The 23136-nt window shown below is 60.9% G+C and carries 26 protein-coding genes; 13 read left to right on the top strand and 13 right to left on the bottom strand.

Annotated features, from left to right (window positions below; genetic code table 11):
- Positions 1-118: 118 nt before the first annotated feature.
- The 3 genes from AC1RBR_RS15795 (at position 119) to AC1RBR_RS15785 (ending at position 2449) form a co-directional block, all read left to right on the top strand.
- Positions 119-1066 carry an ABC transporter substrate-binding protein gene (locus AC1RBR_RS15795; RefSeq protein WP_492565436.1) on the top strand — a complete coding sequence of 316 codons (948 nt, stop codon included), beginning with the start codon at positions 119-121 and terminating at the stop codon, positions 1064-1066.
- A 131-nt stretch (positions 1067-1197) separates the two neighbouring features.
- Positions 1198-2097, top strand: a complete 900-nt coding sequence (locus AC1RBR_RS15790; RefSeq protein WP_492565434.1) for a polysaccharide deacetylase family protein — start codon at positions 1198-1200, stop codon at positions 2095-2097.
- A gap of 109 nt (positions 2098-2206) precedes the next feature.
- A complete protein-coding gene (locus tag AC1RBR_RS15785; protein ID WP_095136473.1) occupies positions 2207-2449 on the top strand; it encodes a DUF1652 domain-containing protein in 243 nt (80 codons plus the stop codon).
- A 4-nt stretch (positions 2450-2453) separates the two neighbouring features.
- On the opposite strand, the gene AC1RBR_RS15780 is transcribed toward AC1RBR_RS15785, so the two are convergent.
- Positions 2454-2816, bottom strand: coding sequence for an NUDIX hydrolase (locus tag AC1RBR_RS15780; RefSeq protein ID WP_492565432.1), 363 nt, complete (start codon positions 2814-2816; stop codon positions 2454-2456).
- A gap of 222 nt (positions 2817-3038) precedes the next feature.
- Here AC1RBR_RS15780 and AC1RBR_RS15775 point away from each other — a divergent pair, with 222 nt between their 5' ends.
- Positions 3039-3236: a DUF2188 domain-containing protein gene (locus tag AC1RBR_RS15775; RefSeq protein WP_096796397.1), complete on the top strand. Its 198-nt coding sequence runs from the start codon at positions 3039-3041 to the stop codon at positions 3234-3236.
- Between the two features lie 62 nt (positions 3237-3298).
- Here the strand turns inward: AC1RBR_RS15775 and AC1RBR_RS15770 are convergent, their stop codons facing one another.
- Entirely contained in the window at positions 3299-3538 is a 240-nt protein-coding gene (locus tag AC1RBR_RS15770) for a hypothetical protein (RefSeq protein ID WP_095136471.1), read from the bottom strand.
- Between the two features lie 185 nt (positions 3539-3723).
- Between AC1RBR_RS15770 and AC1RBR_RS15765 the strand changes: the two genes are divergently transcribed.
- Complete coding sequence (locus AC1RBR_RS15765; protein WP_047598287.1) at positions 3724-4059, top strand: hypothetical protein; 336 nt, start codon at positions 3724-3726, stop codon at positions 4057-4059.
- 184 nt (positions 4060-4243) lie between these two features.
- Positions 4244-4849 carry a DUF6338 family protein gene (locus tag AC1RBR_RS15760; RefSeq protein ID WP_145596858.1) on the top strand — a complete coding sequence of 202 codons (606 nt, stop codon included), beginning with the start codon at positions 4244-4246 and terminating at the stop codon, positions 4847-4849.
- 191 nt (positions 4850-5040) lie between these two features.
- Here the strand turns inward: AC1RBR_RS15760 and AC1RBR_RS15755 are convergent, their stop codons facing one another.
- On the bottom strand, positions 5041-5925 hold the full coding sequence (locus AC1RBR_RS15755; RefSeq protein ID WP_492565429.1) for a LysR substrate-binding domain-containing protein: 885 nt from the start codon (positions 5923-5925) through the stop codon (positions 5041-5043).
- Positions 5926-6083: 158 nt separating this feature from the next.
- Here AC1RBR_RS15755 and ydiJ point away from each other — a divergent pair, with 158 nt between their 5' ends.
- Positions 6084-9110: a D-2-hydroxyglutarate dehydrogenase YdiJ gene (ydiJ, locus tag AC1RBR_RS15750; RefSeq protein ID WP_492567248.1), complete on the top strand. Its 3027-nt coding sequence runs from the start codon at positions 6084-6086 to the stop codon at positions 9108-9110.
- On the opposite strand, the gene AC1RBR_RS15745 is transcribed toward ydiJ, so the two are convergent.
- Together AC1RBR_RS15745 and AC1RBR_RS15740 are read right to left on the bottom strand one after the other, a co-directional pair.
- Positions 9043-9732, bottom strand: a complete 690-nt coding sequence (locus AC1RBR_RS15745) for a paraquat-inducible protein A (protein WP_247268950.1) — start codon at positions 9730-9732, stop codon at positions 9043-9045. The two genes, ydiJ and AC1RBR_RS15745, sit on opposite strands and share 68 nt — an antisense overlap.
- Positions 9729-10325, bottom strand: a complete 597-nt coding sequence (locus tag AC1RBR_RS15740) for a paraquat-inducible protein A (protein WP_095136467.1) — start codon at positions 10323-10325, stop codon at positions 9729-9731. The genes AC1RBR_RS15745 and AC1RBR_RS15740 overlap by 4 nt, the downstream gene beginning before the upstream one ends.
- Positions 10326-10504: 179 nt before the next feature.
- Here AC1RBR_RS15740 and AC1RBR_RS15735 point away from each other — a divergent pair, with 179 nt between their 5' ends.
- Complete coding sequence (locus tag AC1RBR_RS15735; RefSeq protein WP_492565426.1) at positions 10505-11674, top strand: acetyltransferase domain-containing protein; 1170 nt, start codon at positions 10505-10507, stop codon at positions 11672-11674.
- Positions 11675-11838: 164 nt separating this feature from the next.
- Here the strand turns inward: AC1RBR_RS15735 and AC1RBR_RS15730 are convergent, their stop codons facing one another.
- Complete coding sequence (locus AC1RBR_RS15730; RefSeq protein ID WP_492565425.1) at positions 11839-13230, bottom strand: aldehyde dehydrogenase family protein; 1392 nt, start codon at positions 13228-13230, stop codon at positions 11839-11841.
- Between the two features lie 103 nt (positions 13231-13333).
- Between AC1RBR_RS15730 and ptrR the strand changes: the two genes are divergently transcribed.
- Positions 13334-14212 carry a putrescine utilization regulator PtrR gene (ptrR, locus tag AC1RBR_RS15725; RefSeq protein ID WP_456020383.1) on the top strand — a complete coding sequence of 293 codons (879 nt, stop codon included), beginning with the start codon at positions 13334-13336 and terminating at the stop codon, positions 14210-14212.
- 47 nt (positions 14213-14259) lie between these two features.
- On the opposite strand, the gene AC1RBR_RS15720 is transcribed toward ptrR, so the two are convergent.
- Positions 14260-14883, bottom strand: a complete 624-nt coding sequence (locus tag AC1RBR_RS15720; protein WP_492565424.1) for a glutathione S-transferase family protein — start codon at positions 14881-14883, stop codon at positions 14260-14262.
- Positions 14884-14987: 104 nt separating this feature from the next.
- On the bottom strand, positions 14988-16403 hold the full coding sequence (locus AC1RBR_RS15715; RefSeq protein ID WP_492565422.1) for a purine-cytosine permease family protein: 1416 nt from the start codon (positions 16401-16403) through the stop codon (positions 14988-14990).
- A 360-nt stretch (positions 16404-16763) separates the two neighbouring features.
- Here AC1RBR_RS15715 and AC1RBR_RS15710 point away from each other — a divergent pair, with 360 nt between their 5' ends.
- Positions 16764-17675: a LysR family transcriptional regulator gene (locus tag AC1RBR_RS15710; protein ID WP_095136462.1), complete on the top strand. Its 912-nt coding sequence runs from the start codon at positions 16764-16766 to the stop codon at positions 17673-17675.
- A gap of 24 nt (positions 17676-17699) precedes the next feature.
- Here the strand turns inward: AC1RBR_RS15710 and argE are convergent, their stop codons facing one another.
- The 5 genes from argE to AC1RBR_RS15685 form a co-directional block, all read right to left on the bottom strand.
- A complete protein-coding gene (argE, locus tag AC1RBR_RS15705; RefSeq protein ID WP_492565420.1) occupies positions 17700-18851 on the bottom strand; it encodes an acetylornithine deacetylase in 1152 nt (383 codons plus the stop codon).
- Positions 18848-19525, bottom strand: coding sequence for a DUF1028 domain-containing protein (locus AC1RBR_RS15700; RefSeq protein WP_492565418.1), 678 nt, complete (start codon positions 19523-19525; stop codon positions 18848-18850). The genes argE and AC1RBR_RS15700 overlap by 4 nt, the downstream gene beginning before the upstream one ends.
- 118 nt (positions 19526-19643) lie before the next feature.
- A complete protein-coding gene (locus AC1RBR_RS15695) occupies positions 19644-20060 on the bottom strand; it encodes a RidA family protein (RefSeq protein ID WP_003225869.1) in 417 nt (138 codons plus the stop codon).
- A gap of 58 nt (positions 20061-20118) precedes the next feature.
- On the bottom strand, positions 20119-21438 hold the full coding sequence (locus tag AC1RBR_RS15690; RefSeq protein ID WP_492565415.1) for a flavin-containing monooxygenase: 1320 nt from the start codon (positions 21436-21438) through the stop codon (positions 20119-20121).
- 251 nt (positions 21439-21689) lie between these two features.
- Complete coding sequence (locus AC1RBR_RS15685; RefSeq protein ID WP_492565413.1) at positions 21690-21920, bottom strand: hypothetical protein; 231 nt, start codon at positions 21918-21920, stop codon at positions 21690-21692.
- A gap of 41 nt (positions 21921-21961) precedes the next feature.
- On the opposite strand from AC1RBR_RS15685, the gene AC1RBR_RS15680 reads away from it, so the two are divergent.
- From AC1RBR_RS15680 to AC1RBR_RS15670, 3 genes are all read left to right on the top strand, one after another.
- Complete coding sequence (locus AC1RBR_RS15680; protein WP_492565411.1) at positions 21962-22330, top strand: lysozyme inhibitor LprI family protein; 369 nt, start codon at positions 21962-21964, stop codon at positions 22328-22330.
- Positions 22331-22403: 73 nt separating this feature from the next.
- Positions 22404-22700 carry a DUF7660 family protein gene (locus AC1RBR_RS15675; RefSeq protein WP_097090373.1) on the top strand — a complete coding sequence of 99 codons (297 nt, stop codon included), beginning with the start codon at positions 22404-22406 and terminating at the stop codon, positions 22698-22700.
- A 50-nt stretch (positions 22701-22750) separates the two neighbouring features.
- Complete coding sequence (locus tag AC1RBR_RS15670) at positions 22751-23131, top strand: hypothetical protein (protein ID WP_492565409.1); 381 nt, start codon at positions 22751-22753, stop codon at positions 23129-23131.
- Positions 23132-23136: the final 5 nt, after the last annotated feature.

Here is a 23136-nt window from a genome sequence, read left to right as displayed (position 1 = left end):
GCACTGTTGCGCAGCGGACAGTGAGCATTCCGAGCGCTGAGCTTATGCATTAATCGAATTTAAAATCGGTTTATCAACAGCGTTATGGTCTATGCAAAATCCCGTCGCAGGATCTTCCATGAAGCTTTCCCGTTTGCTCCGCAACACACTGATGACCGCATTGTTCGCCGCTCCGTTTGCCTACGCTACGGATCCGTTGGTCCTGCACATCGGTGATCAGAACTACTACAACATCCGCGCCTCGATCGAAGCGTCCGGCGTGTTGAAAGACGCGCCTTACAGCGTCGACTGGAAGCATTTCCAGGCCGCCGCGCCATTGGCCGAGGCGTTGCAGACCGGCTCGCTGGATCTGGGCTTTCTCGGCGATTCGGGTTTTCTGTTTCTCGCCGCCAAACAGGCGCCGGTGAAACTGATCGGTGTGTCGCGGCAGAACCCGGACACCATCGCCTTGCTGGTGCCGAAAGATTCGCCGGTGAAAACCATCGCGGATCTGAAGGGCAAGAAAGTCGCCTACTGGCCCGGCGCCTGGAGCCAGCAGTTGACCTTGCGCGCCCTGGAGCAGGGCGGTCTGCCGGAAAACTACGTCGACTTCGTCAAACTGATGCCGATTGATGCGGCGGCGGCATTGCCACAGGGCAGCATCGACGCCTTCCCGGTGTGGGAGCCGTACATTTCCCAGCAAATCGTGTTCTCCGGGGCGCGGCCGATTCTCACCGCGAAAAACCTGATGCCGGGCCTCAGCGCGATTGCCGCGTCGGCGCCGTCGATCGACAGCAAGCGTGCAGCGATTGCCGATTTTCTCGGGCGTTTGAAACAGGCGCGGGCCTGGGTCGACAGCCACACCGACGAATACGCGGATCTATGGGCGAAGAAAGCCAATCTCGATCAGCAGGTTTCACGGCACTGGTTGCGTCAGGCGCACATGACTGTCGGGCCGGTGGACCAACAGGCGGCAGCCGACCTGCAAGGCACCGCGGACTTCCTGTTCAAGGTCAAGGCACTGCCGGCGCCGCTGGCCACCGCCGGGGTCATCGATACCTCGTTTCAACAGGCACTGGCTAACTGAGCGAGCGCCGGAACCAAAGCCTGTGTACCCTATCCAGACCTGGCTCGCGAAGCCGGGCGCAGGGATGGATCAGGGCGAGGGAGTTTTGCCAGTCGAAAACAGGGCCGCAACGGTCAGGCGCAAGGCAAAACATGAAATACGCTTTCAACCTTCTTTGTGCAGCGGCCATCGCGTTAGGGCTGGCCGGCTGCATTGCCGCGCCGATCGAGATGACCGCGCAAACCGAAACCCGGCTCAAGGCCCAGGCACCGGTGCGTTTTCTGCTGACCTTCGATGACGGCCCCAGCGCCTCGAGTTTCTGGAACCCTTCGGCGACAGTGCTCGACAGCCTCAAGGTCAACCCGGTGCAAGCGAACATCAAAGCGGTGTTCTTCGTCCAGACCCGCGCCCCTCGCGCCGGTAACAGTGACATTGGGCGCGGCATCATGCGGCGCGAGCACGCCGAAGGGCACATCCTCGGATTCCACACCGCCACCCATTGGCACACCAACCATCGCTCGCTCGATCCGCAAGCACTGGAGCAGTCGTTGAGCAATGGCACGGCGGATATCGCCGCGATCACCGGAGTTGCGCCGACCCTGCTGCGCCCGCCATTCTGGAATTACGACAAGCGCACCTTCGCCGCGTATCAGCAGCATGGCTTGCACGTGTTGTTGACCGATTTGAGCGCCAATGACGGCAAGATCTGGGGCTTCAACGCCAGTCCCCGACGTCGGGCGAATATGCTGCGCCAGCTATCGGAAGTCCGCGAGCGCATTGCCCTCGGCGAATTTCCGACTGTGGACGGAGTGATTCCGGTGGTGGTGACCTTTCATGATCTCAACCGCTACACCGCGCGGCATACCCGCGAGTACCTGCAGATCCTGCTCGACAGCGCCGCCGCCACGGGCGTGAGACTGGCCGACAAACCCTTCTACGATGATCACGCGGCGCTGCAGAAAGCGGCGCTGGCGCGCACGGTTCAGCAGAGTTCGGAGCCGGTGCAGTTGCCGGGGATGTGGAACTGGATCTGGGATCATGACGACCACTGAGGCCGCGCTGGAAATGTGATCGGGTTGGCACTTGCCGGGGCGGCAGATTATTGATCGCTCATCTATGCTGAATCGGTCGACCGACTCATCGCCTGCGAGGCGTGCGCCCATGCTAGCCATTGCCGACATCTGCCGGATTGTCGAATCCGGCTTTCCGTCGCTTGAATGCGAATGCACTCAAGTGGAGCAGGGGCTGCTGCGGATCAAGGTGTACGAGCCGCAGTCCGGGCGAGTCGAGTTGTTGCTCAATGGTGTGTCGCCGGAACATCTGGTGACGATCCGCGATATTTCCAACTTCATCGGTGAATTGCGCACGGAAATGAGCGCCGGGCGCCGGGCATTCGCCGGCTGATTCCTTACAAGCGTCGCTGAAACGCCTGCACGATGCGCAAGGTCGCGTCGCTGGTGGGCAGATTCTGCACCGCGTCCAGCGGATGCCAGATGCATTCGATGATCTCGTTTTGCGGACGCAACTGCTCTAGGTCGAGCACCGAGGCCTCGTAGACATGATGCTGGGTGCCGCCACTGTGCAGTTCCATCAGATACAACATCTGCTCGGCATCCAGTGCCGTTTCTTCCTGCAGCTCGCGCGTCGCCGCTCCGGCTTTGGTTTCCCCGGGCTCGACCTTGCCGCCGGGCAATGTCCAGCGGCAGCGGGGTTTGCGCACCAGGAGAACGTGTCGATCCTGCTCGCAAATAACGGTTGCGCGTACTTTCATCTGTTACCTGTTTACTGCCTGTCACATAAATGAAATAAAACTGCAATATTCGAGCCGGGCCCGGATTCAAAGGTTCCCTTGGGGTTTTGAGTGTTTGGCGTGGCTGAAAGTGCCAGAGCCTTGGCGCCTCGCGATGGCGACATCCGGTCGGCACAACTGCGGCATCCGGGTGTAAGTTAAAACGGCAGAGCTGAATCCATTGTCAGCAAAAAGGAGGTGCCCATGAGCATTCCGGTTTTGAACAAAATGCACATGAACGGCTACGACGTACTCAGCGTGAACAACGGCCCATGGCGGGTTTGTACTCAAGGCGACCGGCTTGCGTCGTTTGGTAGCAGAGAGGAAGCGCTGGCCTATGCCGCTGCGTTGCCGGGTTACAGAAAACGCTCGGTGCGAGCGCGAAGTCACACTGCAAGTTGAAGCAAATGTAACGAAAGAGCCCCGGTGATTACCGGGGCTTTTGTTGAGGGCAGGGGGTGGTATCAGTGGACCTTTGTCCGGCTGATGGAGCGCGTCTTCACTTCCTTGGCATAGAGCTGCAGGCGTTCTTCATCACTTTGCAGCACCTCGCAGGACCTGAGTACCGCCTGGGCATCCGCTTCATTGCCGCTCTTGCGCAGCTGTTCGGCGATGCGCTTGAGGTCGACCGCCGACCATCTCAGATCCGATGCAACGGCTTGCAGGTCGCGCTGAAGTTCGTGTTCGTATTCATTGAGCCGCATGATCACCTCCGGAACATTCTCGGTAGAACAGAGTAGTCGCATTTTTCTTCGGTGATGTGCAGCTCGTCTGCCACCGGCCGCATGCCTGTAAATATTTGTCCAATCTGCCGTGTGGGCGACGTGCCGCGCTGGATGTACACCCGGTTACACGTTACATTCGCGTTTTTTCAGATCAGGGAAACACCATGCGGATATGGATCGGGAGTTTGGCGTTGGCATTGCTGGCGGGTTGCTCATTGCCAGCGTCGCTGGTGCCGGGCGAGCCAAATCTCAGCAAAACCACCACCAAAGCGCCTAAAGACTATGCCGCGTGCTTGTTGCCTTTGTGGCAGCAGGACGTTCCGAAGACCACGCAGACGTCCATTTCCAACGGCTACCGGATCAAGGCGCCGAGCCTCGTCACCGCCGACGAGATCCTCGACATCATCAAATACAAGGACGGCAGCCGAGTTTCCCTGTATCAGGGGCCGCCATGGGCCAAATCCGGGTCGTTGCGCAAATCGGTGCGTGACTGCCTGTAAAACCCAGCCTCAGCAGCAAAAGTCAGCCGTAAAAAAAGCAGAAACCGGATCAATGGTTTCTGCTTTTTTTTTGCTTTGCGAAATGCGCTGTGACAGATCGGCGCGAGGCGTATTTCATTGTGCGCTAGGCTTTTGAGTGTCGCCCGGTAACCGGAGGGGCATGCCTTTCAAGGAGCCACGGATCATGGATGATCTGGTCAAAGAAGTTATTCCGTTGTTGCAGTATCTGATTCCCGGATTTGTTTCTACCTGGATTTTCTACACGCTCACTTCATTCAAGCGGCCTGATACGTTTGGGCAGATTGTGCAGGCGTTGATTTTCACGTTTGTGATTCATGGGGTGGTTTTGGGGATCGGGGCTATTGGTCTATGGGTAGGCTCGAAAGGCTTTTCTGTCGGAAAGTGGGATGGCAAAGCCCAGGCTGTGTGGGCGTTCATGGTTTCCATGGGGCTCGGCTTGTTGTCGTGTGCTCTGGCCTCGAATGACAAACTGCACAAATGGTTACGAAGTAAAAATGTAACGAATAAAAACTCATACCCCAGCGAGTGGTACAGCACCTTTGCCCGGCATAATCGCCTGGTAACGCTGCATTTGACGGATGAAAGGCGATTGTTCGGCTGGCCCGTCGAGTGGCCTTCAGGCCCTCTGGAAGGACAGTTCATCATGCTGAATCCAGGCTGGCTGGGGGAGGATGGCGTGGCGTTGCCTTTTGGCGCCGAACTATTGGTGATAGATTCCTCGAAAGTCCAGTGGGTCGAATTCAGTTCTGTCGAAGAGGTTTCATCATGAGCGCAAAAGAGCCTACTCCCATGCCGCCCAGCGTCAGGCGCCTGTTTTATGGCCCGGATGGCAAGCTGCTGGCCAAACCCCTCGTCAAGGGGCCGAGTGCGCCGCCACCGCTAAAGCGCCAGTACCGAGATTGACTGAACGCCGCTCATCGAGCGACGTTTCGTTATGTTTTGCATTTGTGGGGGCTGCGGTCAGAGCGTATCCAACAACCAGTCCCTGAACGCTTTCAGTGACGGCAACGCCTCATTACGCGGCGGATACACCAGGTAATAGCTGCGCCGGCTGGTGATCGGCTTCCCCAGTTGCAGCAGCTCGCCGTTAAGCAATTCATCCTCCACCAGAATCCGCGGCACCAGACCCACGCCAATATTCGCTCGCACCGCCTGAATCAGGTGCGAGGTCATTTCAAAGCTCGGCCCGATGCGCATGCTGCGGTGTGGCAAACCATGATGGGTGAACCATTCCGCCCAGGCCTGGGCATTGCTGCTGACATTGAGCAGTAACTGCCCGGCGATGTGCTGTTCCGCTTCATCGCGTTCGGCCAACGACAACTGCGCACTGGCGATCACCACCAGTTCTTCAGTGTGCAGGGGCAGGGCGCTCAGGCCCGGCCAGTCCCCCGCACCGACACAGATCGCCGCATCGATTTCGCTGGTGTCGAAGTCGATCGCTTCGATACGCGAATGCAAGTGCACGGTCATGCCCGGGTGCGCGGTGTAGAAGTCCTTGAGTCGCGGCAGCAGCCATTTCGAGCCGAAGGTCGGCAGCGTCGCCAGGCGCAAACTGTGGATGCCCGAACCGAACGCCATGGCCTGCAACGTCGCGCTGCGAATCTGTCCGAGGGCTTCGGCCAGTTCGCGCTGATACATGCGCCCGACATCGGTGAGCACCACTTGCCGGCCTTCGCGGCTGAACAGGCGCATGCCGAGCATCTTTTCCAGAATCTGCACCTGACGGCTGACCGCGCTCTGCGTCAGCGACAGTTCGTGGGCGGCGCGGGTGTAGCTTTCATGGCGTGCGGCGGCCTCGAAGGCCAGCAACAGCGACATGGAAGGGGTGAGGGTTCGCGGATTCATTCGTTTTAGTCATGGATTGCGGGTCGATTTTACGTTTGTCCCGACGGCGCCAAGCAATGAACATAAGCACCATGAGATGGCGGGAGCGTGACGCAATCATTCATTGCGCACAACTGTTCACCGCCACATGCCCGATTTTGACCGAGATTTCCCGACCGATGATTGCCCAGCTGTCGCCCGCCACTGCATTGACCGCCGATTACCAGCAGTTTCTCAAAGCCCTGAAAGCCAGTGGTTTTCGTGGCGAGATCAGTGCCGATTACGCCAGTCGCGTAGTGCTCGCCACCGATAACTCGATCTATCAGCGTCTGCCGCAAGCAGCGGTATTTCCAATGGATGCGGAGGATGTGGCGCGGGTCGCACGGCTGATCGCCGAGCCGGCTTATCAGCAAGTGGTGATCACTCCGCGTGGCGGCGGCACCGGCACCAACGGCCAGTCGCTGACCGATGGCATCGTCGTTGACCTGTCGCGGCACATGAACCGTATTCTGGAAATCAACGTCGAGCAGCGCTGGGTGCGGGTGCAGGCCGGGGTGGTCAAGGATCAGCTCAATGCCGCACTGAAATCCGCCGGACTGTTTTTCGCTCCGGAACTGTCGACCTCCAACCGCGCCACCGTCGGCGGCATGATCAACACCGACGCCAGCGGCCAGGGCAGTTGTACCTATGGCAAGACGCGCGACCATGTGCTGGAACTCGACATGATCCTGCGCGGCGGCGAACGCCTGCACGGTGCCGCGTTGGCGGAAGACGACCTGACAGCGTTGTGTGCCCGTGAAGATCGGGTGGGTGAAGTCTATCGCTGCGCGCGGCAGATCTTTGATGAGCAGGGCGAGCTGATCAAACAACGGTTCCCTGATCTCAATCGCTGCCTGACCGGCTACGACCTGGCGCACCTGCGCGAGGCCGACAATCGCTTCAACCTCAATAGCGTGCTCTGCGGCGCTGAAGGCTCGCTGGGGTTTGTAGTCGAGGCGAAGCTCAACGTGCTGCCGATCCCCAAGCACGCGATGCTGGTGAACATCCGCTACGCCGGTTTCATGGATGCGTTGCGCGATGCCCGGGCGTTGATGGCGCTCAAGCCGCTGTCGATTGAAACCGTGGACTCCAAGGTGTTGCTGCTGGCGATGCAGGACATCGTCTGGCACGGCGTCGCCGAGTACTTCCCGGAAAGCGCCGAGCGGCCAACACTGGGGATCAACCTGGTGGAATTCTGCGGTGATGATCCCGAGGATCTGCAGCGCCGGGTTCAAGCTTTCCTCGAACACTTGAGCAGCGACACCACCGTCGAACGCCTCGGCCATACGCTGGCGGTCGGCCAAGCGGCAGTGAACAAGGTCTATGGCATGCGCAAGCGCGCAGTCGGCCTGCTCGGTAACGTTGCCGGCGAAGCGCGGCCGCAGCCGTTTGTCGAAGACACCGCGGTGCCGCCGCAGCACCTGGCCGAGTACATCGCTGAACTGCGTGAACTGCTCGACAGCCACGGTTTGCAGTACGGCATGTTCGGCCACGTCGATGCCGGCGTCTTGCACGTACGGCCGATTCTCGACATGAAGGATCCGCAGCAAGCGGCGTTGGTGCGTCCGGTGTCCGACGGTGTCGCCGCGCTGACCCAACGCTACGGCGGCCTGTTGTGGGGTGAACACGGCAAAGGCCTGCGCTCGGAATACGCGCCGGCATTTTTCGGTGAGTTGTATCCGGCGTTGCAGGCACTCAAAGCCGCGTTCGACCCGTTCAACCAGTTCAACCCGGGCAAGATCGCCACCCCGGCCAATACCGATGCGCAGCTGTTGAAGATCGACGAAGTGACCCTGCGCGGCGAACTTGATCGGCAGATCGACGAAAAAGTCTGGCAAAGCTACGGCGCGGCCCTGCATTGCAACGGCAACGGCGCCTGCTACAACTTCGATCCCGACGACGCCATGTGCCCGTCGTGGAAGGCCACCCGCGAGCGTGCGCAATCGCCCAAAGGGCGCGCATCGTTGATTCGCGAATGGCTGCGCTTGCAGGGCGAGGCGGGGGTTGATGTGCTGTCCGATGCGATCCGGCGTCCGGCGTTTTTCCGCAACCTGTGGACGCGCTGGCGCAACAGCCGTGGGCAGAGCGCAGACTTTTCCCACGAGGTGTATGACGCCATGGCCGGTTGCCTGGCGTGCAAGTCCTGTGCGGGGCAGTGCCCGGTCAAGGTCAACGTGCCGGAGTTTCGTTCGCGGTTTCTTGAGCTGTATCACAGTCGTTATCTGCGCCCGGCGCGGGATTATCTGATTGCTTCGCTGGAGTACAGCATTCCGTACATGGCGCGGATTCCGGCGCTGTACAACGGTTTGATGGGCGCAACATTTGTGCGCAAACAGTTGGAACGTCTCGGTGGCATGGTCGATGTGCCGTTGCTCAGCCGCTTTGATTTCCACGCTGCGCTGCGCCGCTGGAACGTGCAGCCGGCGACGGTAACCAATCTGTCGGCGCTGACCCCGACCCAGCGCGAGCGCAGCGTGGTGTTGGTGCAGGACGCCTTTACCCGTTACTTCGAGGCGCCGCTGCTGGCGGATCTGCTGGAGCTGATTTCGCGGCTCGGCTATCAGGTGTATCTGGCGCCATTCAGTGCCAACGGCAAGCCGTTGCATGTGCAGGGCTTCCTCTCTGCGTTCAACCGCGCGGCATTGCGCAATGCCCGGCAACTGCGCGAGCTGGCCGACGTTGGCGTGCCGCTGCTGGGGCTGGATCCGGCGATGACGCTGGTCTATCGCCAGGAATACCTGAAAGTGCCCGGCATGGACCAATGCCCGGAAGTCGCGCTGGTTCAGGAATGGTTGCTCAAGGTGATGCCGGAGCAGGCCGCTGCCGACGCGTCCCGGTCATTCCGTCTGCTGGCACACTGCACCGAGAAAACCAACGCGCCGGCCGCCACCCGCCAGTGGGAGCAAGTGTTCGAGCGAGTCGGGCTGAAACTGGCGACGCAGGCCACCGGTTGCTGCGGCATGTCCGGCACCTACGGCCATGAAGCGCGCAACCGCGAAACTTCGGCAGTGATCTACGAGCAATCGTGGGCGCGGCAGGTCGAGGCTCCGGCGGAGCAGGGCGAAGCACTGGCCACCGGGTATTCGTGCCGCAGTCAGGTCAAGCGCCAGTCGGATCGGGCGCTGCGCCATCCGTTGCAGGTGCTGCTTGAGGTGGTGCGTCGCTGAGCGGTTCGTCGTCCGGGGCGTTGTCCCAGATCAGCCGTGGGTCGAAACTCATCGCCGAGAGCATGGTGAACACCACCACCATGCCGAAAAACAGGATGCCCGGGCGTGGTTCGATATCGCCCAACGCCTGGAATTTCACCAGCGCCGCGACCAGTGCAACCACCAGCACGTCGAGCATCGACCAGTAGCCGATCAGCTCGACGAAACGGTACAGCTTCGAACGCTCGCGACGCGCCCAGTCGCTGCCCCGTTGCACGGTGATCAGCAGCAGCGACAGGGCGACGAACTTGATCCCCGGCACCGCGATGCTGGCGATGAAAATGATCAGCGCGATGTCCCATGCGCCGCCCTCCCAGAACTCCAGCACGCCGCTCATGATCGTGCTGTCGGCGCCGTTGCCGAGCATCACCGTGTTCATCACCGGCAGTAGATTGGCCGGCACGTAGAACGCCAGCGCGGCGAACAGATAGGCCCAGGTGCGCGTCAGAGAATTGGTCTTGCGCCGATGCAGCGGTGCATCGCAGCGCGGGCACTGGTGCGGCTCGTCGGTCATGTCACAAGCCAGCCCACAGCTGTGGCACAGGCACAGATTCAGTTCGCTGGCGGTCGCGGGTCGCTTCATAGAATGTCCCACAGATCACGAATGTCGCGGCCGGCAATGCGGATCATCATCAGGCTCAGCACCGCCAGGGCGAACAGGCCGATGCCTGGCAACACATCGAGCAGCCCGGCGAGTTTGAACACCGCGACCATCGCCCCCAGCAGACACACTTCGAGCATGCTCCACGGGCGCAGCGTTTCCAGCCAGCGCATGCACAGCTTGAAGCCCGGCGCCCGGCGCGATGACAGGGCGAAACCCAGCACCCAGATCAGCAGTACCAGTTGAAACGCCGGGGCGATGATGATCGAAATCGCCGCGACCATCGCCATGAAGGTGATCGGCCCCTGACTTAGCGCCAGCACTGAATCCCACAGCGTCGCGCTGTTTTTCAGGCCCTTCATGCTGATGCTCATCACCGGGTAGAAATTGGCGAACAGCCACAGCATGGCGGCGGTGAACGTCAGGGCCAGCCGCTGCTCGACGGTCAGGCCGTTATAGCGCTGCAGCACGCCGCCGCACCGCACGCAGAGGGTTTTCTGGTGTTTGCCGAGCACGACTTTTTCGTACACGCAATCGCAGTGCTCGCAGATGATCAGGTGTTCGGTTGAGGTCATGGCCAACGCTCGACAGCAGGCGCAAAGGGCAGGGGGCGCCTGATCACTATAGAAGCCTGACGTGATTGGGCAAATGTCGTTTGGCTTGGGAAACGACTTTTTATGTTATAGAGTAACGACATTTTTTGGCGGGACGTGCAGTTGCGACCCCGATTCATTGACTCGATGGCGAAATGTCCATGACGATTACGTGTGCCCGTTCCAACCCGCCGCCGACCGGCCGTTTGCTGTCCATTGATGCGCTACGAGGTCTGGTGATCCTGTTCATGTTGCTGGATCACGTGCGCGAGACGTTTCTGCTGCACCGTCAGGTGTCCGACCCGATGGACATCGCCAGCACCGAGCCGGCGTTGTTTTTCAGTCGCACCCTGGCGCACTTGTGCGCACCGGTATTCGTGTTGCTGACCGGATTGTCCGCGTGGCTGTTTGGCGAGAAGTACGCGGGCAAGGCCGATGTCAGTGCCTTCCTGTTCAAGCGTGGACTGTTTCTGGTGGTGCTGGAATTCACCTTGGTCAACTTCGCGTGGACGTTTCAGTTGCCGCCGAGCGTGATCTATCTGCAGGTGATCTGGGCGATTGGCCTGAGCATGATCGCCTTGTCGCTGCTGGTCTGGTTACCGCGCTGGCTGCTGCTGACGCTGAGCCTGGTGATCATTGCCGGGCATAACCTGCTGGATGGCCTGCATTTCGCACCGGAGTCGGCACTGCATGTGCCATGGGCGATCCTGCATGACCGGGGCTGGATCGACGTCGGTGACAGTCTGCGTTTGCGCACTTCGTATCCGCTGTTGCCGTGGATCGGCGTGATCGGTCTGGGTTATGCGCTGGGCCCGTGGTTCGCCCGCGGGGCTGATGCCTTGAGCCGCCTGCAGGGCCTGTTGCTGGGCGGTGTTGCCGGTTTGCTGGGCTTTGTGGGACTGCGGCTGATCAACGCTTATGGCGAAAAGCCCTGGGCGGTTGAAGACACGACCGTGCAAACGCTGATGGCGTTTTTCAACATCACCAAGTACCCGCCGTCGCTGCTGTTCATCACCCTGACGGTGAGTATTGGATTGCTCTTGTTGCTGGCGTTTGAACGGCTGCAGACCCGGCGCTGGATTCGCTGGCTGACGGTCTTCGGTTCAGCGCCGATGTTCTTCTATCTGCTGCACCTGTACGTGCTGAAGGTGCTGTATCTGATTGCCGTGTCGCTGTTCGGCCTTAACCAGGGTAGCTATTTCGGCTTCGATTCAGTCGCGGCGATCTGGCTGGTGTCACTGCTGTTGGCGCTGGCACTGTACCCGGCGGTACGCTGGTTTTCCGCACTGAAATCGCGGCGTCGCGACATCGCCTGGCTGAAGTATCTGTAAGCCCTGAAGGCAACTGCGCTCGCGCGTAATCAATGCGCGACTTAACACGCTGTAGGAGCTGTCGAGTGAAACGAGGCTGCGATCTTTTGATCTTGATCTTCAAAAATCAAAATCGAAAGATCGCAGCGTGCCGCAGCTCCTACAGGGGACGATGTTGTCCCGGGTTATTTGCGATCCAGCCACACGGTCTGCGCATTGCAGAACTCACGCACGCCGAAGTGCGACAGTTCGCGACCGAAACCGCTTTTCTTCACGCCACCGAAGGTCACGCGCGGGTCGCTGGCGGAGTAGCCGTTGATGAACACGCCGCCGGTGTCCAGTTCGCTGGTCAGTTGCTGGGCCAGTTGCACGTTGGCGGTGTAGATCGTCGCGGTCAGGCCGAAGTCGCTGTCGTTGGCCAGGGCCAGGGCGTGGGCGCAATCGCGGGCGGTGATGATCGACGCCACCGGGCCGAACAGTTCCTGTTTGAACGAGGTCATGCGGTCGGTGACGTCGGCCAGCACGGTCGGCTCGTAGTAGTTGCCCGGGCCTTGGGCCTTGCCACCGCCGAGCAGCAGGGTCGCGCCTTCTTCGAGGGTGTCACGCACTTGCTGATCAAGTTCATCACGCAGATCGAAACGCGCCATCGGGCCGATGTAGGTGTCGGCGGACAGCGGATCGCCGACTTTCAATTGACGCGTGGCCTCGACGAATTTACGGGTGAACTCCTCGACCACACCTTCTTCAATGATCAGGCGCTTGGCGGCGGCGCAGACCTGGCCGGAGTTCTGGTAGCGGCCAATCACGGCAGCCTGCACGGCTTCGTCGAGATCAGCGTCATTGAGCACGATGAACGGGTCGGAACCGCCCAATTCCAGCACGCATTTCTTCAGCGCGGCACCGGCCTGAGCACCGATGGCCATACCGGCGCGCACGCTGCCGGTCAGGGTTACGGCGGCGATGCGCGGGTCGGCGATGGCGGTGGAAACGCCTTCCGGGGTGACGTTGATCACTTCAAACACGCCATCGGCAAAACCGGCGCGTTTAAAGGCGTCGCGCAGCAGGTAGGCGCTGCCCATCACGTTCGGCGCATGCTTGAGCACGTAAGTGTTGCCGGCGATCAGCGCCGGAACGGCACCGCGCAGCACTTGCCAGATCGGGAAGTTCCACGGCATCACCGCGAGGATCGGGCCGAGCGGCCGGTACTCGATGCGGGCCTTGCCGCCTTCGACCTGAGTCGGTTCGGCGTCGAGCATCGCCGGGCCATGTTCGGCATACCACTCGCAGAGCTTGGCGCATTTCTCGATTTCGCCACGGGCCTGGGCGATCGGCTTACCCATTTCCAGGGTGATCATGCTGGCCATGGCTTCGGCGGTTTCGCGTAGGGCGCCAGCGAGGGCGGTGAGGGCGCGGGAGCGATCCTGCAGCGGCTTGCGTTTCCATTTCGAGAAACCGAATGCGGCGCGGGTCAGCGCGGCGTCGAGGGCTTCGGCGGATTCAAAGGCGTAGTGAGCGATCTGCTCGCCGTTGGCGGGGTTGATCGAGATGGCGTGGGTCTGGCTGGAAATCTGGCTCATGGCTGGCTCCTGCGAGTTCAGTGGATGGGCCTAGAGTAGGGTGGCGTTTGTTTTCTGGAAACTGAATAATAAAGATCGTTTCTTTCACGATTGGAGAATGACTGTGGATCTGGTGCAGCTGGAAATCTTCAAGGCCGTTGCCGAGCACGGCAGCATCAGCGCTGCGGCGGCGCAGATTCATCGCGTGCCATCGAACCTGACCACGCGGATCAAACAGCTGGAGCAGGACTTGGGCGTCGACCTGTTCATTCGCGAGAAAAGCCGTCTGCGCTTATCGCCCGCCGGCTGGAGTTTTCTCGAATATGCGCGGCGCATTCTCGATCTGGTGCAGGAGGCGCGAGCCACGGTCGCGGGAGAAGAGCCGCAGGGCGCGTTTCCTCTTGGTTCACTGGAAAGCACCGCAGCGGTGCGGATTCCTGAACTGCTCGCGGCGTACAACCAGTTGCATCCCAAGGTCGATCTGGATCTGTCCACCGGCCCGTCCGGGACAATGATCGACGGCGTACTCGCCGGGCGCTTGGCGGCGGCATTCGTCGATGGCCCGGTGCTGCACCCGACGCTGGAAGGCGTGCCGGCGTTCGAGGAAGAAATGGTCATCATCGCGCCACTCAATCATGCCCCGGTGCAGCGCGCGGCAGATGTGAACGGCGAGAACATCTACGCGTTTCGCTCCAACTGCTCCTATCGTCATCACTTCGAAAAATGGTTCAGCACCGACGCCGCCGTGCCGGGCAAGATTTTCGAGATGGAGTCCTACCACGGCATGCTCGCCTGCGTCAGCGCCGGGGCTGGACTGGCGCTGATGCCGCGCAAAATGTTGCAGAGCATGCCCGGCAGCGCCACGGTCAGTGTCTGGCCGCTGACGGCGGATTTTCGCTACCTGACCACCTGGCTGGTGTGGCGCCGGGGTACGGTGTCGCGCAGCTTGAGCATGTTCGTGCGTTTGCTGGAAGAGCGCGGGGTGGTGCGTGCAGAAGAGTAGCTGCGTCGACGACTTCACTCATGCCGCAACGCAGCAACGGTCATGCTTCACGGCGTACCGTTTCTGCCGTAGAGACGGAAGCCTTCGCGTTGACTCAGATGCTCGTAATACGCCTTGACGGCGGGATAGTCCGGATGCGCGAGCGGCGTTTCGAACCAGCGGTTGACCGACAGCCCGATGGGGATATCGGCGAGGGAAAACTGCTCGCCGCTGACGTAGGCGCCAGTCTTCTGCAACTGTTGATCGAGGATGCCCATGGTCTGCGACCATTGCTCGACGCCGTTGGCTAACGCGGCGCTGTCCTGATAATTCGCTGACTGGCGCACCAGCGACATGAACGCATACGACCACGAGCGGTTTAGCTCCGACGCCTGCCAGTCGATCCACTGATCGACCCGCGCCCGGCTTCGCGGCTCGGTGGGGTAAAGGTCTGCGCCGCCATAGTTGCCCGCCAGGTAACGAATGATGGTGTTCGATTCCCACAGGGTGAAATCGCCGTCCTGAAGCACCGGCACCATGGCGCAGGGGTTGAGGGCGAGAAACTCCGGGGTGTCGGTGGGTTTGAAGCCCGAGCCCCAATCCTCACGCTCGAACGGGATCTGCAGTTCGGCGCAGGTCCACAGCACTTTGCGCACGTTGATCGATGACGCCTTGCCCAGAATTCGCAGCATGAGTTTTCCCTGTCTCGTGGGTGCCTGTCGGGGCATCAAGAAATACCACACAACAACGCAGAAGGCCCGCGCATGGCGGGCCTTCTTTTATCATACGGACACCGTCACAGACTGCCCGCCAGTTTCCCGCCCATCATCCGCCGCCGATAAGCGCTGTCACGATTGGCCAGCCAGAAGTACAGCGGCGACGTCACCAGCAGCCCAACCAGCCACGACAGATCCGCGCCGTTGATGTGCGCCGACACCGGGCCGACGTACAGCGGGGTGTTCATGAACGGGATCTGCACCGCGATGCCGATCGCGTAGGCCAGCAGCGCCTGAGGGTTGTAGCGTCCGTAGATACCGCCGTCGACCTGGAAGATCGACTGGATGTCGTACTGGCCCTTGTGGATGGCGTAGAAGTCGATCAGGTTGATCGCGGTCCAAGGTACCAGGACCACCAACAGCACCAGCACCATGTCGACAAAGTGACCGATGAAGTCCTTCGACGCGCCGACGGCGGCGAAGCAGCAGGCCAGCAGCACGATGATCGAGATCACCGCACGGCTCTTGGCGGTCGGGATCCAGCGATAGGCAAAGGTCTGCACCAGGGTGATCAGCGACAGCACCGCGCCATACAGGTTGAGGGCGTTGTGGCTGATCACACTGAGCAGGAACAGCACCAGCATCAGCGGGCCGATCGAGCCGGTGGCGAGTTTGACCGCATCCATGGTGTCCATGCCCACGGGTGTCGCGAGCACGGCGACGGCACCGAAGATGAACGCCAGACTCGAACCCAGCGCCGACCCCAGATACGTGGTCCAGAACGTCGACGAGACTTTGACGTCGGCCGGCAAATAACGCGAATAGTCGGACACGTAAGGCGCAAACGCGATCTGCCACAGCGCGGCGAGCGACACGGTGGCGAGCCAGCCGGAGAGGTTGAAGCTGCCGCGGGTGAGGAAGTCATCGGTTTGAATATGGGTGAAGATGTAGCCGAACCCGACGACGATGCCGATCCCCAGCACCCAAGTGCCGATGCGGTTGAGCACGTGGATGAAGCGGTAGCCGATGATGCCGATGATCCCCGAGCCGAGGGCACCGATGACGATGCCGACCGGCACCGGCACGCTGTCGACCACGCCGTGCAGCGACTTGCCGGCCAGCACGATGTTGGAGGCGAAGAAGCCGATGTACATGACCCCGGCAATCAGCACCACCAGCAACGCGCCGAGGGAGCCGAACTGCGCGCGGCTCTGGATCATCTGCGGAATGCCCATCTGCGGGCCTTGCGCCGAGTGCAGCGCCATCAGCACGCCGCCGATCAGATGGCCGACCAGAATCGCGACGATGCCCCAGACCAGATTCAAGTGGAACAACTGCACGCCCAGCGCGCCGGTGACGATGGGCAACGGCGCGATGTTGCCGCCGAACCACAGCGTGAACAGATCCCTGACCTTTCCGTGGCGATCTTCGGGGGGCACGTATCCTATCGTGTGTTTTTCAATGAGCGGCGCGGATGTTGTTGCAGAGGTGGACATGACGAACTCCAAGGCAAGGATGAGTACGTGGACGTACTTCGGTAAGCGCCGACACGGACGACGCATTTCTTGTTGAAGCGATCATGTGCAAAGGCTCGGGATAGATAAATTAGTAAGTTTGTTGCTTCAGACCTTAAAAAATATATGCCGCGGGTTGGGGGCTGTCCGGTATGTTCAACCGTGATCAACAACAAAACTTTCAGGGGCGAACCCTTTCCTGTGGCGAGGGAGCTTGCTCCCGCTGGGCAGCGAAGCGGCCCCAAATATTGCGCCACGTCCCCTGATATTGTGAGTGCTGCGCACTCAAGCGGGAGCAAGCTCCCTCACCACAAAAGCGTCGTCTCACTTGCAGAGGTTCATATGGCCGCCTACAACCTGCGCCAGCTCAAATACTTCGTCACCACCGCCGATTGCGGCAGCGTCGCCGAAGCCTCGCGCAAGCTCTATATCGCCCAGCCGTCGGTTTCCACCGCGATCAAGCATCTGGAAGAGAGCTTCGGTGTGCAGCTGTTTATCCGCCATCACGCCCAGGGTGTGTCGCTGACGCCCAGTGGATCGCGGTTTTATCGCAAGGCGCTGGAGTTGCTGCGGGTGGCGCATGAGTTCGAGCAGAACGCCCTGGCGGACAACGATGTGGTCTCCGGACAGATCGATATCGGCTGTTTCGAAACCGTCGCACCGCTGTACCTGCCGCGCCTGATTGCCGGGTTCAAGCAGCGCTGGCCAGGGGTGGAAATCCGCATTCGCGATGGCGAACAACAGGAACTGGTGCAGGCGCTGACCGCCGGCAGCATCGATGTGGCGATGCTCTTCGAACATGACCTCGACACCACCATCGACACCACGCCGCTGATGCCGCCGCAGCAGCCTTACGCGTTGCTGCCGGCCGACCACCGTTTTGCGCAACAGGCGAAAGTCTCGCTGCACGATCTGGTGCTGGAACCGATGATCCTGCTCGACGTGGTGCCCAGCCGCACCTACTTCGTGAGCATCTTCGAAGAGCGCGGACTGACCCCGCACATCGTCTTCAGCTCACCGTCGATCGAGATGGTGCGCGGCATGGTCGGGCGCGGTTTTGGCTTTTCGATTCTGGTGACCCGGCCGTTCGGCGAATACACCTACGACGGGCAGAAAGTGGTGTGCGTGCCGCTGGCGGAAACCGTGACCGGCTCGGGCTTGTCGGCAGCCTGGCTGCGCCGGGTGCAACTGACCAAACCGGTGCAGTTATTCGTTGATCATTGCCGCGAGGAATTGGCCCGACTGCACGCCTGAAGGCAGGCAGTCAGGCCGAAAGGATCAGGTGCGAATCGAGGCCAGCATCCGTTGCAGCATCGCATCGCAGGCATCGAGTTGTTCGCGACTGACAAACTCGTCGGGTTTGTGCCCCTGATCCATGCTGCCGGGGCCGCAAACCACCGTGGGAATACCCGCTGCATCGAACAGCCCACCCTCGGTGCCGAACGCCACGGTGCCGAATTCCCGTGAACCGCAGAACGCCGCGATCAACTCCGCGGCCTGACTCTGCGCATCGGTGGCCAGGCCCGGATAGGCCGACAGCTCACTGAAACGAATCGCGCTGTGCTCGCTCACCGCACGCATGCGCGGCAGTACTTGCTGCTCGGCGTAGGCCTGCAACTGCTGCGCGACCAGGGTTGGATCCTGCGAGGGCAGGGCGCGGATTTCGAAGTCGAAGCGGCAATCGGCGGGCACGATGTTCAAGGCCTTGCCGCCGCTGATCACACCGGTCTGCACCGTGCTGTAGGGCGGATCGAAACGCGCGTCGTGCTGCTCGGGCGCCTTCAGTTGTTGGCCGATGCGCCCGAGCTCGCCGATCAGCTCGGCAGCGTACTCGATGGCGTTCACCCCCAGCGGTGCGTAGGCCGAATGGCACGGATGCCCGTGCACGTCGCAGCGCATCGCCAGTTTGCCTTTATGGCCGAGCACTGGTTTCAGTTCCGTGGGTTCACCGATGATGCACAGCAGCGGTTTGACCGGGCGTTGCCGCAGCTCGGCGAGCAGCGAGCGCACCCCCAAGCAACCGACTTCTTCGTCGTAGGACAGGGCGATGTGCACCGGCATGCGCAGGTCTGCAGCGACCAGCGCCGGCACCAAGGCCAGCACGCAGGCGATATAGCCCTTCATGTCGGCGGTGCCGCGCCCGAACAGCTTGCCGTCACGCTCGCTGAGTTCGAACGGCGCTACTGTCCATGGTTGACCATCGACCGGCACCACATCGGTGTGCCCCGAGAGCACGATGCCCGGTTGCTCGGCCGGGCCAATCGTCGCGAACAGATTGGCCTTGCTACGCTCGGCGTTGTAGATCAGCTCGCACGGCACATCGAAGCCAGCGAGGTAGTCGCGCACGAACTCGATCAGCTGCAGGTTGGATTCGCGGCTGGTGGTGTCGAAGCCCACCAGCGTCTTGAGCAACGCGACGCTGCTGCTCATCGATCGTCTCCGGCAACGCCATAGCCCGGCGCCTTGGCCGGATCGAGCGCGCGGTCGATGTAGTCCTGCAACTGCGGCTGATAAGCGTCCCAGAGCTGTTGCAGTTGGCCGATCGGGTCTGCGTCCGCCCAGTCGACGCGCAAATTGACGATCGGCCAGGTCTGTTCGCCGACCACCACCACGGCTGCCGAATGCACCGGCCCGGCTTCACCACCGAGGGCCTGTGCGGCATGTAGGGCCTTGAGCAGGCGATCGGCCAATTGGCCTTCGCCGTCTTCAAAGGCGCGGACCATCGCCTCGATTACCGCACGCCCGGCGAGCATGTTGCCGGCGGCCACGCATTGCTCGCCGCAGACTGCGTTGTGCACGCCGAGGGTCTGCGCACCGCTGAAATGCGCGGTCTGGCCGAGGTGGTTGATCGCGGTGATCTGCCGGTACTGGCTGTAGCCGTTGCGGGTCAGCACCTGGTCCAGCGCCGCGTCGGGCGCCTGGCCCTGTTCCATCAGCGCCAGCACTTCCGGGCCGAGGGACGGCAGGGTGATGTTCTGGCTCGACACCGCGCCGACGCCTGGTAGCAGCCACGGGCAGCGTGCGCCGACGGCGATGCTGGAGGAACTGATGGCGACACCGAACTGGCCGGTTTCGGGGCAACGGGCTGCGATTGAAAAGGTCATGGTCTAACTCCTTGTGTGTCTGGGCCGGCCTCTTCGCGAGCAGGCTCACTCCTACCTTGAAATGCGTTCCCTTGTAGGAGTGAGCCTGCTCGCGATAGCCGCGACTCGGTCTGCCGACTTACTCGGGAATCACCGCCACCACATCAATCTCCATCAGCCACTGCGGCTGCCCCAATGCCGACACCACCAGTCCGGTGGAAATCGGGAACACGCCTTTGAGCCACTTGCCGACTTCCTGATACACCGGCTCGCGGTAGCGCGGGTCGATCAGGTAGGTGGTGGTCTTGACGATGTGGCTCATGTCGCTGCCGGCTTCTTCCAGCAACTGTTTGACGTTGCGCATCGCCTGTTCGGCCTGTGCGCGCGGATCACCGAGGCCCACCAGATTGCCGTCGAAATCAGTGCCGACCTGACCCCGGACATACACGGTGTTGCCGGCGCGCACGGCCTGGCACAAATCGTTGTCCAGGGTCTGGTTCGGGTAGGTGTCCTTGGTGTTGAACATACGGATGCGAGTGTGGGTTGGCTTGCTCATGTACAGCTCCAGACTAGGTGTTCAGCGGCGCACCGGGCACCGCTGCGAAAGAGGGAAATCAAGCGTCGACGGGGTCGGCGGCTTTGCTGTGGTTCGGCGCATGCAGGGCGGCTTCACGCTGCTCGGCATCCTGGTATTCAAGGTATTTACGCTGGGTGGCGATGTGATCGGCCACGTGTTTGGCGTCGTGCCACACGCCCCAGATAAACGACGAGCCGCGCCGCGACTGCCATGGCAGCCCGAGGAAATACACCCCCGGCTCAGTGGACACGCCGCGCTGATGCTGCGGTTTGCCCTTGTCGTCAAACGCCGCGACCTGTAGCCAGGAATAATCCACGGCGAACCCGGTGGCCCAGATGATCGAGGTGATCCCGGCCTTGGCCAGATCCAGATCGAGCAGCGGATTTTTCACGCAATCGGGATCCGGATAGGTTTCGCGTGCTTCAGGTTCTTGCGGCAAGTCGAGCCCATTGCGCTCGACGTAAGCGTCTGCGGCATCCAGCAGCGCCAGATAGTTCTCATCGCCACGCTTGAGGTTGTCACGCAGGTCCTGCTTGAAGGTCACCACGCCGTTGTTGAACGCCTCGGTCACGCCGACCAGGGTCATGCCGCGATGGGCCAGACCACGAAAATCGATGGTGCGCCCGCCATGCGCACCGCTGACCGCAATGGTCACGTGCTCGCGGCCGGGTTTCATCGCTGCCTGATCCCACTCGCCGAGCACCCCCAGCCACCAGCAGAAATCACGGTTGCGATAGGCACGCGGCGGACGGTCATGGGCGCCGACCGACAGGTAAACCTGCTTGCCGGAACGCTGCAGTTCATCGGCGATCTGCACGCCGGACGATCCGGCACCGACCACCAGCACCGCGCCGTCGGGCAGTTGCTGCGGGTTGCGATAGTCGGCGGAGTGAATCTGCAACAGACGTGGGTCTTGCGGCGCGATCGGCGGGATCACCGGGCGCTGGAACGGGCCGGTTGCCGCCACTAAACGGCTGGCCTCGATCACGCCTTCGGAGGTCTCGACGGTGAAGCCCGGACGCCCGAGATTGCGCACCACGCTTTTGACCTCGACCCCGGTGCGGATCGGCGCGTTGAATTTCTTCGCATAGGCTTCGAAATAGTCCGCGACGCGCTCCTTGGGGGCGAAACCATCGGGATCGACATCATCGAATTCCAGCCCCGGAAAGCGGTCGTGCCACGCCGGACCATTGGCTACCAACGAGTCCCAGCGCCCGGTGCGCCAGCGTTCGGCAATGCGGCTGCGCTCCAGCACCAGGTGCGGCACACCGAGTTTGCTCAGGTGCTCGCTCATCGCCACACCCGCCTGTCCGGCCCCCACGACAAGCGTGTCTGTTTTTATTATTTCAGTGGTCATTTCTACATCCTTCCTGGCAAGGCAAGTGGATTCGGATCGCTTCAGGCTTGTCCGTTTTGCTTGCGTTCAGACTAGGCAGGAGGGGTGTATCGGTAAAATATTATTAAGCTGGGCTGTGAATACAAATTGCTGAAGCAGACAGGAAAAGCCCAGTAAAACCGAGGGTTTCAGGGTAGGGGGGAGAGTTGTCCCGGGCAGGAAAACCCGGGACAGAGAGGAGAAAACTCTACTTCAGGACGGGGAGCGTCGCCTCAGTTGCCGTCGGCGACCTTGCGTTCGATTTCATCGGTCTTGCGCTTGAGTTCCTCGGCGTCCTGTTCCTTTTCGCGAATGGACGTCGGTGTAATGACCTCATCCACGGCGCGGGTGTCGTCGTCGCGGTCCTCCAGATCGCGGCGCACCACATCCACCGGTTTGCCCGAGGAATCGAGTGGTGGCGCGTTATGCGGGGTTGCAGGCTTGCTGTCGTCGGTGCTTTTCATTTCTCATACCTCCATTGACTTACAACGTTGGATACGACGACATGACACGAGTTCGAGAAATTTCACGGGTGACCGCTGCCGCCCTAGGCTGTGCGCTGCTGATCGCTGCCAATTCGGCACACGCGGCCAGTTTCGACTGCGCCAAGGCCAAAGCCGCAGACGAAAAAGCCGTCTGCGCCAACCGCACGCTGAACGATCTGGACGTCACCATGGGCGAGCTGTTCAGCCTCGACAAACGCTTGCTGCCGATGGGCGGGCGCGATGCGTTGATCGGTGAGCAGCAGGACTTCCTCAAAAGCCGTCAGGCCTGTGGCGCGAAGGTTGGGTGTTTGACTGGTTTGTATCAGAAGCGGGTTAACGCGCTGCGCAGCATCATCGAGACGCGGGTGATGACGCAGGGGCCGTTTTGACGGACTGGTTGACCCTCCGGGCGATGCATAGCAGCATCCCGGGCAAACCATTCGCCAACAGGAAATTGCCACGATGTCTGGCTCTGATGATCTTGATGAGTTGCTAGAGCGTGTGAACGACGAGCGATCGTTCATCACATTTATTCAGGCACTGGGTGCCGATTTCGCCCGTGAGCGGACGATGAACGAACCGCTGTTACCCTATGGTCGGGGCGCGTTGGGTTGGGAAAATGGATCTGTGGATGCGTTTCTTGAGGCAGCAGGTGCCTGGGCAATCGACAGTTCCAGGCAGGTGGCAGCAGAGGAATCTTCGGCCAACGTATGGCAGCGCTGCGCGAGCATTTTGCTGGCCGGCAAGTTTTATGAATGAACCGGGCGAGCATCAAGAACAGAGCAGGAAAATGTGTGATGAGTAGGCCGTTGAGTGAAGCCGATCTTTATCTGGTCATGCTGGAAGCGATTGAAGAAGGTTTGACCATCGATCTGCAACCCTTTTGTGAGCGGCTGCAGGTCGACCGTCGCGATCTGCTTAATCAAGTCTCGATCGCCGTAGCCAGAGATTTCCTGTCAAACACGCGTGATTTTGAGTTTGGCGATGAAGTGATGAATGCACTTATCAACCCCATCGTTGATGTGTCGATGCACGCAGAAATGCCCCAGCCAGCCTTTGACATCTACCAGGCATTTGATGCCGGCGAGTATCTGCACACAGGCGATGCGCAGGATGTTTGCCCTTGGGAAAAACATACGCGGCCGGGGCTGGAGCATATTTTGCGTAATCATTTGCCTACGTTGGAGTAGTAACC

This window comes from Pseudomonas sp. GW823-FHT01D03, from assembly GCF_058798255.1.
This window is presented reverse-complemented; position numbering and strand designations above follow the sequence as displayed.